The organism is Parerythrobacter lacustris, assembly GCF_024626475.1.
Lineage (GTDB): Bacteria > Pseudomonadota > Alphaproteobacteria > Sphingomonadales > Sphingomonadaceae > Parerythrobacter_A > Parerythrobacter_A lacustris.
In genome coordinates this window covers 22,011-36,044 of record NZ_JANKHH010000003.1, presented here as the reverse complement: position 1 = coordinate 36,044, position 14,034 = coordinate 22,011, and the positions used below count along the sequence as shown (strand labels likewise).

At 63.7% G+C, this 14,034-nt stretch carries 20 protein-coding genes; 3 read left to right on the top strand and 17 right to left on the bottom strand.

Going from position 1 to position 14,034, the window contains the following annotated elements:
* Nucleotides 1-33: 33 nt before the first annotated feature.
* Entirely contained in the window at nucleotides 34-567 is a 534-nt protein-coding gene (locus NSO95_RS03585) for a J domain-containing protein (RefSeq protein ID WP_257594787.1), read from the bottom strand.
* Between the two features lie 183 nt (nucleotides 568-750).
* Here NSO95_RS03585 and NSO95_RS03580 point away from each other — a divergent pair, with 183 nt between their 5' ends.
* Together NSO95_RS03580 and NSO95_RS03575 are read left to right on the top strand one after the other, a co-directional pair.
* Nucleotides 751-903, top strand: a complete 153-nt coding sequence (locus NSO95_RS03580) for a hypothetical protein (RefSeq protein WP_257594786.1) — start codon at nucleotides 751-753, stop codon at nucleotides 901-903.
* A 335-nt stretch (nucleotides 904-1,238) separates the two neighbouring features.
* The gene (locus tag NSO95_RS03575) at nucleotides 1,239-1,772 is read left to right on the top strand and encodes a hypothetical protein (RefSeq protein WP_257594785.1); all 534 of its coding nucleotides are present in this window, start codon (nucleotides 1,239-1,241) and stop codon (nucleotides 1,770-1,772) included.
* On the opposite strand, the gene NSO95_RS03570 is transcribed toward NSO95_RS03575, so the two are convergent.
* A complete protein-coding gene (locus tag NSO95_RS03570) occupies nucleotides 1,769-1,921 on the bottom strand; it encodes a hypothetical protein (protein ID WP_257594783.1) in 153 nt (50 codons plus the stop codon). The two genes, NSO95_RS03575 and NSO95_RS03570, sit on opposite strands and share 4 nt — an antisense overlap.
* A 19-nt stretch (nucleotides 1,922-1,940) precedes the next feature.
* Between NSO95_RS03570 and NSO95_RS03565 the strand changes: the two genes are divergently transcribed.
* Complete coding sequence (locus tag NSO95_RS03565; protein WP_257594782.1) at nucleotides 1,941-2,732, top strand: DUF3800 domain-containing protein; 792 nt, start codon at nucleotides 1,941-1,943, stop codon at nucleotides 2,730-2,732.
* A 107-nt stretch (nucleotides 2,733-2,839) separates the two neighbouring features.
* Here the strand turns inward: NSO95_RS03565 and NSO95_RS03560 are convergent, their stop codons facing one another.
* From NSO95_RS03560 to hisB, 15 genes are all read right to left on the bottom strand, one after another.
* Nucleotides 2,840-3,766 (bottom strand): IS1595 family transposase, encoded by a 927-nt coding sequence (locus NSO95_RS03560; protein ID WP_257594781.1) that lies wholly within the window; start codon nucleotides 3,764-3,766, stop codon nucleotides 2,840-2,842.
* Nucleotides 3,767-3,890: 124 nt separating this feature from the next.
* Nucleotides 3,891-4,412, bottom strand: coding sequence for a peptidoglycan-associated lipoprotein Pal (gene pal, locus NSO95_RS03555; protein ID WP_257594780.1), 522 nt, complete (start codon nucleotides 4,410-4,412; stop codon nucleotides 3,891-3,893).
* Nucleotides 4,413-4,475: 63 nt separating this feature from the next.
* Nucleotides 4,476-5,870 carry a Tol-Pal system beta propeller repeat protein TolB gene (gene tolB / locus NSO95_RS03550; protein WP_257594779.1) on the bottom strand — a complete coding sequence of 465 codons (1,395 nt, stop codon included), beginning with the start codon at nucleotides 5,868-5,870 and terminating at the stop codon, nucleotides 4,476-4,478.
* Nucleotides 5,870-6,721 (bottom strand): cell envelope integrity protein TolA, encoded by an 852-nt coding sequence (gene tolA, locus NSO95_RS03545; protein WP_257594778.1) that lies wholly within the window; start codon nucleotides 6,719-6,721, stop codon nucleotides 5,870-5,872. Before tolA ends, tolB begins: the two co-directional genes overlap by 1 nt.
* A gap of 11 nt (nucleotides 6,722-6,732) precedes the next feature.
* Complete coding sequence (locus tag NSO95_RS03540; protein WP_257594777.1) at nucleotides 6,733-7,209, bottom strand: ExbD/TolR family protein; 477 nt, start codon at nucleotides 7,207-7,209, stop codon at nucleotides 6,733-6,735.
* A 175-nt stretch (nucleotides 7,210-7,384) separates the two neighbouring features.
* A complete protein-coding gene (gene tolQ / locus NSO95_RS03535; RefSeq protein ID WP_257594776.1) occupies nucleotides 7,385-8,092 on the bottom strand; it encodes a protein TolQ in 708 nt (235 codons plus the stop codon).
* Complete coding sequence (locus NSO95_RS03530; protein ID WP_257594775.1) at nucleotides 8,089-8,559, bottom strand: YbgC/FadM family acyl-CoA thioesterase; 471 nt, start codon at nucleotides 8,557-8,559, stop codon at nucleotides 8,089-8,091. The genes tolQ and NSO95_RS03530 overlap by 4 nt, the downstream gene beginning before the upstream one ends.
* A gap of 850 nt (nucleotides 8,560-9,409) precedes the next feature.
* Nucleotides 9,410-9,790 (bottom strand): histidine triad nucleotide-binding protein, encoded by a 381-nt coding sequence (locus NSO95_RS03525; protein WP_257594774.1) that lies wholly within the window; start codon nucleotides 9,788-9,790, stop codon nucleotides 9,410-9,412.
* A complete protein-coding gene (locus tag NSO95_RS03520) occupies nucleotides 9,790-10,107 on the bottom strand; it encodes a phosphoribosyl-ATP diphosphatase (RefSeq protein WP_257594773.1) in 318 nt (105 codons plus the stop codon). The genes NSO95_RS03525 and NSO95_RS03520 overlap by 1 nt, the downstream gene beginning before the upstream one ends.
* Nucleotides 10,108-10,167: 60 nt before the next feature.
* Nucleotides 10,168-10,338: a PEP-CTERM sorting domain-containing protein gene (locus tag NSO95_RS03515; protein ID WP_257594772.1), complete on the bottom strand. Its 171-nt coding sequence runs from the start codon at nucleotides 10,336-10,338 to the stop codon at nucleotides 10,168-10,170.
* A 114-nt stretch (nucleotides 10,339-10,452) separates the two neighbouring features.
* The gene (hisF, locus tag NSO95_RS03510; RefSeq protein WP_257594771.1) at nucleotides 10,453-11,226 is read right to left on the bottom strand and encodes an imidazole glycerol phosphate synthase subunit HisF; all 774 of its coding nucleotides are present in this window, start codon (nucleotides 11,224-11,226) and stop codon (nucleotides 10,453-10,455) included.
* A gap of 289 nt (nucleotides 11,227-11,515) precedes the next feature.
* Nucleotides 11,516-11,761 carry a hypothetical protein gene (locus NSO95_RS03505; RefSeq protein WP_257594770.1) on the bottom strand — a complete coding sequence of 82 codons (246 nt, stop codon included), beginning with the start codon at nucleotides 11,759-11,761 and terminating at the stop codon, nucleotides 11,516-11,518.
* Entirely contained in the window at nucleotides 11,758-12,483 is a 726-nt protein-coding gene (hisA, locus tag NSO95_RS03500) for a 1-(5-phosphoribosyl)-5-[(5-phosphoribosylamino)methylideneamino]imidazole-4-carboxamide isomerase (RefSeq protein ID WP_257594769.1), read from the bottom strand. The genes NSO95_RS03505 and hisA overlap by 4 nt, the downstream gene beginning before the upstream one ends.
* A gap of 127 nt (nucleotides 12,484-12,610) precedes the next feature.
* A complete protein-coding gene (gene hisH, locus NSO95_RS03495; RefSeq protein WP_257594768.1) occupies nucleotides 12,611-13,243 on the bottom strand; it encodes an imidazole glycerol phosphate synthase subunit HisH in 633 nt (210 codons plus the stop codon).
* A 145-nt stretch (nucleotides 13,244-13,388) separates the two neighbouring features.
* Nucleotides 13,389-13,982, bottom strand: a complete 594-nt coding sequence (gene hisB, locus NSO95_RS03490; RefSeq protein WP_257594767.1) for an imidazoleglycerol-phosphate dehydratase HisB — start codon at nucleotides 13,980-13,982, stop codon at nucleotides 13,389-13,391.
* Nucleotides 13,983-14,034 lie beyond the last annotated feature (52 nt).

The following is a 14,034-nucleotide window of genomic DNA, read 5'->3' as shown; positions in this document are numbered from 1 at the left end:
CGTGCAGCTGAATGGCGACAACCGGGGCGGCGCCTACCCTCGCCACTCCCGCCGCTCTTCCGCCGCTTTCAGCACTTCGTAGGCCAGTTGCAGCTTCTGGAATTCCGCTGCGGCGTCCTTGTCGCCGGGTTTTACATCGGGGTGGACCAGTTTGGCCTTTTCGCGCCACGCCTTCTTGATCGCGGCGGAGTCGGCGTCGCCTTCCAGCCCCAGCACCTCGAGCGCGCGCATTTCGTCGGCTGAGCGCGATCCGTCGCCGCTGGTCGCCCAGCCATAGTGCTGCGCTTCGGCGTAGCCCGCGTTCTCGGTCTGCTCGGTCTTGGCGCGGGCTGCGCGTTCGGCCTTGTCGAGCCCTTCGAAATAGTCCCACTTCGAATTGTATTCCGCCGCGTGGCGCTGGCAGAAATACCATCGCTCCTTGCTGTGCGGGGCTTTGGGCGCGGGGCAATCGCCCTTCTCTTCGCAGCCGTGGCGGTCGCAGATGCGCACCGTGGTCGCCTCGCGCGAGGAACCATAGCCGCGCCAGCGGGGAAAACCCCAGTCATTGGTCCGCCGCGCGCCTACCATCGGTGGCTCGCCGGGGTGCGGGGGAATGTCGTTCGACCGGAGTTCATGGCTGTCCGTCTAGGGGTGATTGAGAAAATTGGAAAGGATGGGAACAAAGTTGCGATGTGAAATGTTGCGCTGCAACAGATCGTTCATATCTGGGTGTTACCGGCCCAACCCGCAACCTTCGAAGGCAGTTCCCCAATGAGCCCGCAGCTCCGCTTCTCCGCCGCCGTTTCGGCCTTCACCATGGCGCTCTTCGCGCTGACCATGGGGCTCGGCGGGATGAAGGATGCCGCCGGTTTCGAGGCCGAGCTTGCTACCCCGGCGGTCTATTCCGCCGCGCTCAGCGAGTAAGCGGCGAGTCCCCGCGAAGGCGGGGACCTCATTCGTCTAGTGAGGCCGGACGAGCCCTCGGCTGGTACGCGCGCCTTTGTCCTGTGCTCCAATAGGGTTTTCACGCGGAGACGCGGAGAGCGCGGAGTTTTCTTACGCTCACAGAGGCGCAGGGAGCTTTCTCCGCCGCGCAGCGGCAGTATCCGAACGACCGCCAGTCCCTGGAATTGGTTGAAGATTGGCGAGCGGCTTCGCCGCTTGGCTGACATCTCCTCCGCGCCCTCCGCGTCTCTGCGTGACAAACAAAAGGCGATTGTATCTTTTGCAAACACGGACGCCGCTGATATGAAGGGGGCATGCGGCGCTTTCTCGGTTTTCTTGGTTCACTCGGTGTTGGTGTCATGCTGACAGCCTCCGGGTTGGTGATGGATGCCAATTCCCTAATCTATTCTGGTATCATCATCTTCGCTCTAATGACTGGATTGTGGCTTTGGGCATGGGCACGCCCTGTCGAGGTGCATGTTCCTGATACGCTCAACGCATCTACCATATCAGCACCACCCCCCGAGCTAGACGAAGAAGGGAGGGCACTCTGGACACTCAAGAGCGCGCGCCACGCGGCTCAAGTGGCGTTAGTCCGAAGGAGGACTGAGCAGTTGCGAGCCGCCTATTATGAATGCGAGGCAGCAATGTTGACGGCCAAAAGGCAATTCGGAGTGTCCACAATTAATTTCACCAAGGGTCGCTACGAGGCAATTTTGGAGATTCAGATAGAGTATTTTGACAGAGTCATTCCACTCCTGTCGTCGGGACACGTCGATGAGGCGAAGCGCAAGGCTCGCAACTTCATAAACAACGCCTTAAAGCAGTTAAATCAGGGAGAGGACTAGGACGACTCACGTTTGTCGTGCGGTTTTGCCACCTTCTTTAGCCGCTCATCCCAGCGGGCCTCGTCCTCGTCGCATTCGAGTTCGCGGGCGAGTTTCTTGAACTCTTCGGATTGACTCTTCGCGTCCGATTTCGTTGTGATCTTTCCCATGCGGAAACCTCAATTCAGTATGTTTATCGACGATACCGGGGACGTATCGAACAGCACGACCAACCTACCACAAAATCGCTTTGCCAGCATCACCGGCGTGATATTTGAGCGCGATTATCTGTTTTCAACGTTCGAGCCGGGGTTTCGCAAGCTAGTCGGTCGGCATTTCGGCGACGAAAATCTCGTACTGCATCGGCGGAAAATGGTGAAGCCTCCCAAGCAAGGGCCTTTTTCAGTGCTGCACGATCAAACCAAGCGCGATGCTTGGGATCGTGGTTGCCTCGATATGATGACGCGAGCGGCTTACACAGTTATCACTGTCTCGCTCGATAAAGTCGCTTATTACTACCATCACCCCAAGGCGAAACTGGACGTATATGAAACGCTGATCCAAAACTCACTGGAGCGCTATTTCTACTTCCTTCGGCATCGCGGGATTGGCGATGTGATCGTCGAAGCTCAAAATCCTGGCACGGACCAAGCTATCGCTGAGCGATACCGTGACGTCTATGACAATGGCACCGAGCATATTTCAGCGGACAAGATTCAGAGCGTGCTCAGCTCGCGCGAGATCAATATCGAAAGCAAGTCGAAGGGGTATCCCGGCTTGCAATTTGCGGACCTTATGGCGCGGCCATCGTTCGCTCATTGCCGCGCTGTATACATGAAGGACACGAGTGATCTTACGGCGTTCGCTCGCAACATCGCGCCGATCTTAGAGGATTACAAATTCTACCGAGACAAGGATGGCAACCCTGACCGTTATGGCAGGGTGTGGAGACCTCCCCTGAAAAAGCTAAACGGCCCCTGAAACAGGGGCCGTCCAAGCATTCTGGCTTGTGCCTCCGGTCGAACCGGATTGCCATATAAATGAGTCTTTATATCCGAAAAGTCAAGTGCGTTTAGCGCCCCGTCGAACTAAGCCCATTGGTAGGTTAGCCGCTTGCCAGTGATGCCCTTGAGCGCCGCTTCAGAGCGATCACTGTCATTGCAGCCGAGCGCGGCACGATTGTTGTAGCGGAATTCGAACTCCGCCAGATAGCGGTGCAGATGCTCTTCACCGCAATGCTGGTAGACGCCCTTCATGCCGCGCTTGAAGATGCTGAAATAGCCTTCGACCGTGTTGCTGTGGATGCTGCGATCCTGAAGGTTCACATACTCTCCCTTGCCGTGGCTAGTGGTGCCATGGGCGGCGAAGAACTTGCCAGCATCGCGATAGCCGCTGTGTTCATCCGTCATGACACGAGCCTCGCGAGCGACGTTCGCCAGCACGAGCGGCATAAGGGTTTCGGCCTTCACATTATCGACAACCATCGTGCGAGCCTTGCCACTGTCGCGGTCAACCAAAGCGAGCACTTTCATCTTGTGGTGGAAGGCGCGCTTCTTTTCGACACCCTTCAACCGACCGATGAAAGTCTCGTCTACTTCGACCACCCCGCCGTTGCCGCCCATCGGCGCAATGTCGCTATCATCGCGCATAGCTTCGCGAATGCGGTGCAGCAAAAACCACGCGCTCTTGTAGGTGATTTCCAGCGTCCGGTGCAGTTGATGGGCGCTGATACCCTTTTTGCTGCTGGTCACGAGATAGACAGCCTGTAGCGCCTTGTGGAGCGGCAAGCGCATATGCTCAAACACCGTGCCGACCTTGATCGTGAACTGGCGCTTGCAGTCGCCACAGCGCCACAAGCCAACCCGAATGCGCTTGGCAGGATTGGCCTTCACCTTAGTGATACGGTCCATGCCGCCGCAATGCGGGCAAAGCGGCGCGCCGTTCCAGATCAGCTTCTCCAAGTGCGCGAAGGCAGCTTCTTCACCATGGAACTCGGGGCGGGAAAGGGCAGACATTGCATTGAACTCCTTGTAGGAATCCTATGCCATATCGCTACCGTGTTTGCAAGGTATATAATCGCCAAACAAAAAGGCCCCCGCACAAGGCGGAGGCCCCTTTGCTCAGGCCATCAACTCCAGCTTAGCTGATAACGATGCTCACCGCGCGGCGGTTGCGGGCCCAGGCGCTTTCGTTCGAGGCGGTATCGACCGGGCGTTCCTTGCCCTGGCTCACCGTGCGGATGCGGTCGGGCGAGACGCCGAGGCTGACGAGGTAGTTCTTCGCCGCATTGGCGCGCCGTTCGCCCAGCGCGAGGTTGTATTCGCGCGTCCCGCGTTCGTCGCAATGCCCTTCAACCGTGATGTTGAGCTGCGGATAGCGCTGGAGATACATCGCCTGCGTCTGCAAAGCGGCGGCATCGGCGCTGTCGATATTGTAGCGGTCGGTGTCGAAGAAAATCACGTTCTGCCCGTTCACCGCATCGACGAAATGCTGCTGCGAGCCGAGCTGCGCGCCCTGCTGCTGGCCAAAGTTGCCATCATCGATATCGGGCGCGGTCGTTTCGACCGGGTCGGGCGGCAGCTGGTCGGGTGCCTTGGGCTTGCACGCGCCAAGCGCGACCGTGCCGGTCAGCAGGGCGGCGATGATAAGACGGTTCTTCATGGTCCTCTCCTCATGGGATGGTTGGAACAGCGGCGACCCTGCTCCCCTGTATGGTCAAACGATCTAGGGCAGAATGGGTCCCCAGGCGGGGTCGGAGGCGTCGACCGGGGTCGGTAGGCGGCGTTCGTTGCGCCCGGTGAGATCGACCTGCCACAGCCCGGTTTTGCCGCTGCCGCGTTCGGTGCGGAAGAACTGGATGATGCGGCCGTTGGGGGCCCAGGTCGGGGCCTCGTCCTGCCACCCGTCGGTCAGCGTGCGGACATTGCCGCCGCTGGGGGACATCACCGAGATGTGGAAATTGCTCGCGTTGGTAAAGGCGATCTGGTCGCCGCGCGGGCTCCATTCGGGGGTCGCGCAGCGCGATCCGCCGAAGCTGATGCGCTTCTGGTTCGACCCGTCGGCGTCCATCACATAACACTGCTGCACGCCCGAACGGTCGCTTTCGAACACGATCTTGCTGCCGTCGGGCGAATAGGACCCGCCGATGTCGATCCCCGGCGTGTTGGTCAGCCGCACGCTCGGCCCGCCTTGCGAGGACACGCGATAGATGTCGGTGTCGCCCGCGACCGCCATCGAATAGAGGATCCACTTGCCGTCCGGGCTCCAGCGCGGGGCGAAGGTCGGATTGCGGTTCTCGGTGATCAGCGTCTGCCGCCCGGTCCCGATGTCATAGACATAGATCCGCGGATTGCCGTCGACGTAGCTGAGATAGAGCAGTTTCGAATAGTCGGGCGAATAGCGCGGGGTCAGCGCGGTGGAGCGGCCGGTGGTGATGAAGCGGTGGTTGGCCCCGTCGCTGTCCATGATCGCGAGGCGCTTGGTCCGGTTGTCCTTCGGCCCGGTCTCCGCGATATAGGCGATGCGGCTGTCGAAGAACGGGCTTTCGCCGGTCAGCCGCGAATAGACCAGATCGGCGCATTTGTGCGCCGCGCGCCGCCAGTCGCGTGGCTGGACCACCCAGCCGCCGCGCACCAGCTCGTCCTGCAGGGTCACGTCGTAGAGATAGCACCCGACCGTCAGCCGCCCGTCGGGCCGCGCCTGGACATAGCCGTGAACCAGCATCTCGGTGCTGCGGCTGGTCCAGGTGCCCCAGCTGGGCGCGGTGATCTGGGCGAAGCTCGGCTGCGGCACGCTGTCGGGGCCGGTGGGCTTGAACAAGCCGTTATTCTTGAGATTGCCGAACACCACCCGGCCGATTTCCTTGCCCAGCGCGGCGGTGCCGTTGGCGTTGGCGGCGGTCGGCACATCGCGGTCGGCGGCGAAACCGGCGATCACGATGTCGAGGTTTTGCAAAGCGAGTTCGTCGATCACCTCGCCGCCGCTCAGCCCTTCCTCGCCGTCATCGTCGGACAAGATAGATTCGACCGCTGCGCCTTCGGGGACGCGTTCGCCCAGATCCTGCGCTGCGGCAGGCGGGGCAAGTGCAAAAAGGGCAGTGAAGGCGAGGAGATGTTTCATCACAGGGTTCCGCTGAATTTGACGTCGCGCACGGTTTTCCATGCGTTGTAATACTCGTCGGGAAGTTTGAAGGGCGCAGCGCGGCGTACCGCCCGGATGGCATAGTCGCAATGCCGTTCGGCCTGCGGGCGGTTGCTGTCGGTCACGCCCTGCGTGGGCTTGCAGGTCGGCGAACCCTTGAGGCTGCCGTCCTCGTTGAGCTGGAACGACACCAGCGTGTAGAGCTTGTCGGCATCGGCCCCGTCGGGCGCGCTCCAGTGTGGCTTGATCTGCCGCAAGACCGACTGGAGCAACGAAGCCTTGGCGCTCGCGCCGATCGCGCTGGCCGGCGGGCGGCTCTCCTGCGTGGTCGTGCTGCTGCCCGCGCCGGGGAGGAAGTCGTTGCCGATCCGGCTGCCGCCGGGCTTCTGGGTCGCGCGGGTCGTCGGGCGCGAGTCCGGGCGGTCGGGGCGGCGGCGGGTGTCCTGGTTGGCCGGGGCGCGGGTGTTGCGCGGGCTGGGCTTGGCAGTGGGTCTCGCGGTCGGCTTGGCCGTCGGCCGGGGGCTCGGCTTTGCGCTCGGCCGCGGCTGGGGCGCGGGCCGTGTATCGGGCATCGGCGGCGGCGGCATGAGGACCGGCGTCTCGCTCAGCGTGGGGGCGATCGCGGCGCGGCTCTCCGGCACTGGCTCGGGCGCCTGCGCCTCCAGCCCGACCTCTTCGGCGAGGCTAACCGTCACCCGCTCGATCGGCGGCGCTGGCGGCGGCAATTTGAACAGCAGTTGCAGCACCAGCGCGGCGAGCAGCGCGAGATGCAGGAACAGCGCCAGCATCAGGCCGGTCTTCTCTTCCGCTCTCAGATTGACTGCTGGCATCGGTTTTCCGGCTATTGCCCCTCGTCTGAACCGGCGATTGATGCCGGGGGCGCGGAGGTGGAATTGGTGACCATCGCGATCTGGTTGAACCCGGCGCGGTTGAGCTCGCCCATCACCGCCATCACCCGGCCATAGTCGATGCTGCGCGACGCGCGCAGCGTGACCTGCGGCAGCTCGCCCTCGACCCCGGTGCGAATATCCGCCAGCCGCTCGGGCAGCTCGCCCGGCGCGAGCGCATCCTCGCCGAGATAGATCGTGCCCGCGCCGTCGATCGTCAGTTCGACCGGCTCCGCCTCCTCGGGCAGCGCATTGGCACGGCTGTCGGGCAGGTCGACCGGCACCCCGGTGTTGAGCAGCGGCGCGGTGACCATGAAGATGATCAGCAGCACCAGCATTACGTCGACGAACGGCGTGACGTTGATCTCCGCCATCGGCGCGCGGCGCGAACCGCGCTGGCGCTTGCCGGGGCGGACGAGACCCATGGCCATCAGTTCGGCTCCCGTCCTTCGAGACGCTCGGACATTCGTCCTCGCTCCTCAGGATGAGCGGAAGGAGGGGCGGGGATCCGGAGAGGATGGGCGGGCAATGCCAAAACCCGCTCATCCTGAGGAGCCGAAGACGCAGTCTGAGGCGTCTCGAAGGACACCAAGGACACCAAGAACACTAGAGCTTCTCCAGCTGGCGGCTGAGGCTCGCATGGAACTTGTCCGCAAACCGCTGCATCTTCGCTTCGTAGCTGTTCAGCGCCTGGCTGAAGCGGTTGTAGCCGATCACCGCCGGGATCGCCGCGAACAGCCCGATCGCGGTGGCAAACAGCGCCTCGGAAATCCCCGGCGCGACCACCGCGAGCGAGGAATTCTGCTGCGCGCCGATCTGGAAGAAGCTGTTCATGATCCCCCACACGGTACCGAACAGGCCGACGAAGGGCGCAACCGAACCCACGGTGGCCAGGAAGGTCAGCCGCGAGGCCAGGCTGTCGGTTTCCTCCGCCACCTGGCTTTCCATCGCCCCGGCGAGCCGCTGGCGGACCCCGTCGCGGTCGGCCACCGCGCCCTTGGTCGAGCGGCGCCATTCGGCCATTCCCGCCCCCGCCACCCGGGCGAGCGGCACATCGCGCTTCGACTGGCGCTTCATCATCTCGTCGAACTGGTCCGCCTGCCAGAATTCGGTTTCGAACTGGTCGCCGCGCTGGCGCACGTTCTTCATCCGCAGCATGAAGCCGATCATGATCATCCAGCTCCAGATGCTGGCGAGGATCAGTCCGACCATCACCGCCTGCACCACGATATCGGCATCGAGGAACAGCCTGACCGGATCGAGCCGGGTCGGGGCATCGGCGGCTGCGGCGCTAAGAAAATCGAGGACGGTCATTCGTGGCCTTCTTCTGTCAAGACTGTGCGGTAGGCGGCGCGCCATTCCTCCGGCTGGCGGCACGGGCGGCCGTCGGGCGAAAGGAAGCCGACGCGCAAGCTCGCTTCGGTGATCGGTTCATCGCCTGCGCCGAAGTTCCTGAATGCGCGCTGATGCATCCGCAGGCTGGCGGCGCGCATCTCGGTGCAGGTGGTGACGATGACGATATCGTCGTCGAGCTTCGCCGGGCGGAGATAGCGGATCTGGAGGTCGGCGACGGCGTAGGCGCCGTGTCCCGCCTCGATCGCCGCGCGCTGGTCGATCCCGAGCACCCGGAGCAGGTCGGACCGCGCGCGTTCGAACCAGCGCAGGTAGTTGGCGTGATAGACGATCCCCGAAAGATCGGTGTCCTCGTAATAGGCGCGCACCGCATAGAGGTGCCGCTTGCCATCGATGATGCCGCCGGGAGGGGTGGGAGATACCGTCATTGCTGGCGCGCCCTTAGCCCAGCGCGGACTCGCGGGGCAAACGAAACCGACGAGCGGGTGATTTTGGGGGACGGGGGGCGCATTCTTCAGCCCCCTCCCCCGTCACCCCGGCCCCCGAGCCGGGGTCCCGCTTCCTTTCGAGGGTATGCGCATTGCCGCAAGATTGCGGGACCCCGGATCAAGTCCGGGGCGACGAAAGCGGACGTTCGGCTGAAGACCCCATTGCAGGCATAAATGGCGGAGACTAGACTCTCGCAATGAAGCGGAAAGTCCGGAACATGAGCATGGGGTGCCTTGGCATTCTCATCATGCTGATATTTGCGGCAATGCTCGGTTGGCCTCCGCTCTGGAATGCATTGTTTGGGCTCGCTTACTGCTTTGATGGTTATGGCGGCTGCCCTTGGCAATAGTGTCCGCTTTCCACCCCAATCTCGGACATTCGACTTATTCAAGAGCGGCTCCGAAAGCCGCCGTTGGTAAAATCCCTGCACCGAGCAGTCCTAAATCGGCAACGCCTACCGCCGCGCAAGCATCGGCCACAGCGGGTGGCCGCCGAACAGGTGGAGGTGCTTTCTTCAGCCCGATCCCTCGTCACCCCGGCCCCCGAGCCGGGGTCCCGCTTCTTTCGTGGGTTGGTCCAAGGCCGCAAGTGAGCGGGACCCCGGATCACGTCCGGGGCGACGAAAATGGGGAGGTGAGCGCTTCCCATTCGGCATCCACCACCCCCCTCCCCATGGGGAGGGGTCGGGGGTGGGGGGTCGGCGCTCGCAATTACCGTCGTACACCCACCCCTAGCCCCGATACCCGTCCACGCGCAGGCGGGGATCAAGGGAGGGGGATTCTGAACTGCCTACCGCCGCGCCAGCATCGGCCCTAGCGGATGCCCGCCGAACAGGTGGACGTGGAGGTGCGGCACTTCCTGATGCCCGTGCGCGCCGATATTCGCAAGCAGGCGGTAGCCCGGCTCGACAAGGCCTTTCTCGCGCGCGACATGGCCGACCGCGCGGATGAAGCCCGCGATCTCCTCGGCCGATGCCGTGGCGGAGAAATCGTCCCAGCTGACGTAGCGCCCCTTGGGGATCACCAGCGTGTGGATCGCCGCCTGCGGGTTGATATCCTCGAAGGCATAGGCCCACTCGTCTTCGTAGACCGGGTTCGAGGGGATTTCCCGGCGCAGGATTTTCGCGAAGATGTTGTTGTCGTCATAGGGCTGTGTGGCGTCGATCGGCATCAGTCGGCTCCTCTCGCGGCTTTTTCGTCGAGGCCCGACATTCCTTCGCGCCGGTCGAGTTCGGCCAGCACTTCGGCCAGCCCGATGTCCTTGCCCGACAGCAGCACCATCAGGTGGAACAACACATCGGCGGCCTCGCCGACCAGTTCCTCGCGGCTGCCCGACAGCGCGGCAACGGCGGCCTCGACCGCTTCCTCGCCCAGCTTGCGCGCCATGACCGGCACGCCGCGATGGTGCAGCTGCGCGACATAGGACGCGGCGGGATCGGTGCCCTTGCGCGCGGCGATGGTCTGTTCGAGGCGGGTCAGCGTATCCATGCCGCCGACATGGCGGGCGCGGCGGAGAGGGTCAATCCCAAGCGCAGCGAGCGGGGAAGATCAGTCGTCGTGGTTCTTGCGGTTCTTGGCGAAGTGCCGTCCGACGATGAGGCCCAGCAGGCCGAGGCCGAAGATTGCGATGTTGCTCGGTTCGGGAACGGCAGCGGGATCCTGGGCAAACGCAGGGTCGGCGGCGAGCGCAGCGAATGCGATGCAGATGAAAGTCCTCATGCCCCCGCCATGGTCCAAGCGACGTTTCGCACAAGCGCAAGAATTGTGCTGTCCCGCAATGGAACCGGTGAGGCGACTTTACTTAATTCTCAGCCGTCAATGCGAAGAAGACGATCAAACCCCGCGCGCGGGCAACCCGGCGGCGCGCAGCGCGGCATGTGCCTGCGCGATGGTGTAGGTGCCGAAGTGGAAGATCGACGCCGCGAGCACCGCGCTGGCGTGGCCGCGCCGCACCCCTTCGACCATGTGCTCGAGCGTGCCCACCCCGCCGCTGGCAATTACGGGGACGGTAACCGAATCCGCGATCGCTCGGGTCAGCTCGACGTCGTAGCCGTCCTTGGTCCCGTCCGAATCCATCGAAGTGACCAGCAGTTCCCCCGCGCCCAGTTCGGCGAGGCGCGCCGCGTGCTCCACCGCGTCGATCCCGGTCGGTTTGCGCCCGCCATGGGTGAACACCTCCCAGCCGCGCAATTCGCCGCTCAGTGCAGCGCGCGCATCGACGCTGGCGACCACGCACTGGCTGCCGAACTTCTCCGCGATCTCGCTCACCAGCTCGGGCCGCGAAACTGCCGCGCTGTTGACCGCCACCTTGTCCGCGCCCGCCAGCAGCAGCGCGCGCGCATCCTCCACGCTGCGCACCCCGCCGCCGACGGTGAGCGGCATGAAACACACCTCCGCCGTGCGCCGGACCATGTCGAGCAGTGTGCCGCGCCCTTCGTGGCTGGCGGAAATATCGAGAAAACACAGCTCGTCCGCCCCCGCCCGGTCATAGGCCTGCGCCTGCTCGACCGGATCGCCCGCATCGATCAGGTCGACGAAGTTCACGCCCTTGACCACGCGCCCGTCAGCGACGTCGAGACAGGGGATGACGCGGATACGGACGGTCATAATTCCTCCCCCATCGGGGGAGGGGGACCATCCGCAGGATGATGCAGGGGCATGGTCGGCCAAGAAAGATATTCACGCGGAGACGCGGAGACGCGGAGGAAAGAGGATTCGCGCTCACAGAGGCACAGAGGCACAGAGGTATCTTGGCTGCGCCGCAGGCCATTCACAAGAGTGACACCGAGGTATCTGGTCGGGCGCGGCTTCGCCGCAGGAGGCCAAAACCTCTGTGCCTCTGTGCCTCTGTGAGCGCCAAAAGCCTCCGCGTCTCCGCGTCTCCGCGTGAACAGAATCATCCCGCCCACCCCGCAATCGCAAGCGACTCCAAAGCGCCCAGAGTATAAAGCGCTACGGCGAGCAATCCGACCGTTTCGAGGATCAACATCGTCCAAAAGCCGAAAGGTGCTTCTGTCCGGGCATAGGTAAATCGCCCCAAGCCTGCCTGACGCTGTCTGATTGCGCGGCTCACCACCTTCCACTGACCGACGAGCAGGGCGCCAACGAGTACGGCGTAGAACAGGCCAAGCAGAGCAATCATCTGTTCGCCACCGCAATCGCCGCCGCCAGATCGAGCCGGCCCTCGAACAGCGCCCGGCCCGTTATCACCCCCTCGATCCCGTCCTTCGCATGCAGCGAGAGCATATGGATATCGTCCAGCCCCTTGACCCCGCCGCTGGCGATCACCGGGATATCGACCCGGCGCGCGAGGTCCACCGTCGCGTCGATGTTCACGCCCTTGAGCAGCCCGTCGCGCCCGATATCGGTGAACAGCAGTGCGGCGACGCCGGCATCCTCGAACCTGCGCGCAAGGTCGATCACCGGCACGTCGGACACATCGGCCCAGCCCTCGGTCGCGACCAAGCCGTCCCTTGCATCGACCGCCACCACGATCCCGCCGGGAAATTCGCGTGCCATGTCTTTCACGAACTCGGGGTCCTTCAAGGCCGCCGAGCCCATCACGATCCGCGCCACGCCGGCATCGAACCAGCCTTCGACATCCGCCCGCTTGCGGATCCCGCCGCCCAATTGGACATGGCCCGGAAACGCCGCGACGATGCTTTCCACCGCCTCGCGGTTCTGCGCCGAACCGGCGAAGCTGCCGTCGAGGTCGACCACATGGAGGTGCCCCGCCCCGGCTTCGGCGAACAGCAGCGCCTGCGCCGCCGGATCGTCGCCATAGACCGTCGCACGCGCCATATCGCCTTCGGCCAGGCGTACGACCTGGCCCTGTTTGAGATCGATCGCGGGGAAGACGATCATGGCGCTACGCTCCCTCTCCAACTGCGGCTAGGGGAGAGGATGAGCACAGCACAACTCTTCTCCCCTTGCGGGAGAGGATAGCGCAGCTTGCCACGATAGCGGCTAGCGAAGCTTGGAGAGGGGCCGCTCAAGGCTTCCATTCCAAAAACCTCTCCAGCAACCCCAGCCCGTAGGCCTGGCTCTTTTCCGGGTGGAACTGCACCCCCATGAAATTGTCGCGCCCCACAGCGGCGACAAGACCGCCTCCGTGGTCGGTCATCGCCAGCACATTGTCGTGGTGGCGCACCTTGAAATGGAACGAGTGGAGGAAATAGGCCTCCCCGCCCTCGATCACCGCGTGCCCGCGCGCGTGTGGCAGCGCGGCGACATCGTTCCAGCCCATATGCGGCACCTTCACGCTCGGGTCGGCCGGTTCGATCAGCCGCACCGTGCCCTCGACCCAGCCGAGCCCGCGCGTCTCGCCATGTTCGAACCCGTGGGTCGCGAGCAATTGCATCCCGACACAGATGCCGAGGAAGGGCGCGCCGCCGACGAACACCCGCTCGCGCATCGCCTCGATCGCGCCGGGAACCGCGTGCAGCCCCTCGGCGCAGGCCCGGAAAGACCCGACGCCGGGCAGCACGATCCGGTCCGCCGCGCGGATAACGTCAGGGTCGGCGGTAACCGTGACCGACGCCCCGACCCGGCGCAGCGCGTTCTCGACAGAATGGAGATTGCCTGCGCCGTAATCGACCAGCGCGACGATTTCGTGGGATGGCATCTATGATGCCTCCCGGGTTCGGCACCGGCCCACACCCCCACCCGGCCACCCAAACAGTATAGTGCCGTGGGTGGCCGGGTGGGGGTGTGGGCCGGTGCCGGGCGCAGCAACTGACGCAGTCAGTTGCGAACAGACGCCACCGAATTCACCCACTGAGCGTGCCCTTCGTGCTCGGGATCGCCCCGCCCTTGCGTGCGTCCAGCTCCACCGCCTGCCGCATAGCGCGGGCGAAGCCCTTGTAGATGCTTTCGCAGATGTGGTGGTTGTTCGAACCATAGAGCAGCTCGACATGCAGCGTCAGCCCGCAGGTCTGCGCGACCGAGTGGAACCAGTGCTCGATCAGCTCGGTGTCCCACTCGCCCAGCCGCGGCTGGCTGAAACCCGCTTTCCACACCAGATAGGGCCGCCCCGAGATGTCGAGCGACACCCGGCTCAGCGTCTCGTCCATCGGCGAGTAGGCGGTGCCGTAGCGGCCTATGCCGCCCTTGTCGCCCAGCGCGGCGGCGAGCGCCTGGCCGAGCGCGAGCGCGCTGTCTTCGGTGGTGTGGTGCTGATCGACATGAAGGTCCCCATCGATCTTCATCTTCACGTCGATCAGCGAATGCCTGGCGAATTGTTCGACCATATGATCGAGAAACCCAATACGCGTATCTATATCATAAGTTCCGCTGCCGTCGAGATTGACCTCGATGGCGATCTTCGTTTCCGCCGTGTTGCGGGTGATGCTGGCCGTTCGCATGATGGTCCCGCGCTATACGCAAGGGCGTGGAAGGCGCAAGTATTCCCGCTTG

Excerpts from the sequence above, each read along its gene's own strand:
- NSO95_RS03585 (WP_257594787.1), bottom strand. The coding sequence starts at position 567 with ATGGTAGGCGCGCGGCGGACCAATGACTGGGGTTTTCCCCGCTGGCGC.
- NSO95_RS03580 (WP_257594786.1), top strand. The coding sequence starts at position 751 with ATGAGCCCGCAGCTCCGCTTCTCCGCCGCCGTTTCGGCCTTCACCATG.
- NSO95_RS03575 (WP_257594785.1), top strand. The coding sequence starts at position 1,239 with ATGCGGCGCTTTCTCGGTTTTCTTGGTTCACTCGGTGTTGGTGTCATG.
- NSO95_RS03570 (WP_257594783.1), bottom strand. The coding sequence starts at position 1,921 with ATGGGAAAGATCACAACGAAATCGGACGCGAAGAGTCAATCCGAAGAG.
- NSO95_RS03565 (WP_257594782.1), top strand. The coding sequence starts at position 1,941 with ATGTTTATCGACGATACCGGGGACGTATCGAACAGCACGACCAACCTA.
- NSO95_RS03560 (WP_257594781.1), bottom strand. The coding sequence starts at position 3,766 with ATGTCTGCCCTTTCCCGCCCCGAGTTCCATGGTGAAGAAGCTGCCTTC.
- pal (WP_257594780.1), bottom strand. The coding sequence starts at position 4,412 with ATGAAGAACCGTCTTATCATCGCCGCCCTGCTGACCGGCACGGTCGCG.
- tolB (WP_257594779.1), bottom strand. The coding sequence starts at position 5,870 with ATGAAACATCTCCTCGCCTTCACTGCCCTTTTTGCACTTGCCCCGCCT.
- tolA (WP_257594778.1), bottom strand. The coding sequence starts at position 6,721 with ATGCCAGCAGTCAATCTGAGAGCGGAAGAGAAGACCGGCCTGATGCTG.
- NSO95_RS03540 (WP_257594777.1), bottom strand. The coding sequence starts at position 7,209 with ATGGCCATGGGTCTCGTCCGCCCCGGCAAGCGCCAGCGCGGTTCGCGC.
- tolQ (WP_257594776.1), bottom strand. The coding sequence starts at position 8,092 with ATGACCGTCCTCGATTTTCTTAGCGCCGCAGCCGCCGATGCCCCGACC.
- NSO95_RS03530 (WP_257594775.1), bottom strand. The coding sequence starts at position 8,559 with ATGACGGTATCTCCCACCCCTCCCGGCGGCATCATCGATGGCAAGCGG.
- NSO95_RS03525 (WP_257594774.1), bottom strand. The coding sequence starts at position 9,790 with ATGCCGATCGACGCCACACAGCCCTATGACGACAACAACATCTTCGCG.
- NSO95_RS03520 (WP_257594773.1), bottom strand. The coding sequence starts at position 10,107 with ATGGATACGCTGACCCGCCTCGAACAGACCATCGCCGCGCGCAAGGGC.
- NSO95_RS03515 (WP_257594772.1), bottom strand. The coding sequence starts at position 10,338 with ATGAGGACTTTCATCTGCATCGCATTCGCTGCGCTCGCCGCCGACCCT.
- hisF (WP_257594771.1), bottom strand. The coding sequence starts at position 11,226 with ATGACCGTCCGTATCCGCGTCATCCCCTGTCTCGACGTCGCTGACGGG.
- NSO95_RS03505 (WP_257594770.1), bottom strand. The coding sequence starts at position 11,761 with ATGATTGCTCTGCTTGGCCTGTTCTACGCCGTACTCGTTGGCGCCCTG.
- hisA (WP_257594769.1), bottom strand. The coding sequence starts at position 12,483 with ATGATCGTCTTCCCCGCGATCGATCTCAAACAGGGCCAGGTCGTACGC.
- hisH (WP_257594768.1), bottom strand. The coding sequence starts at position 13,243 with ATGCCATCCCACGAAATCGTCGCGCTGGTCGATTACGGCGCAGGCAAT.
- hisB (WP_257594767.1), bottom strand. The coding sequence starts at position 13,982 with ATGCGAACGGCCAGCATCACCCGCAACACGGCGGAAACGAAGATCGCC.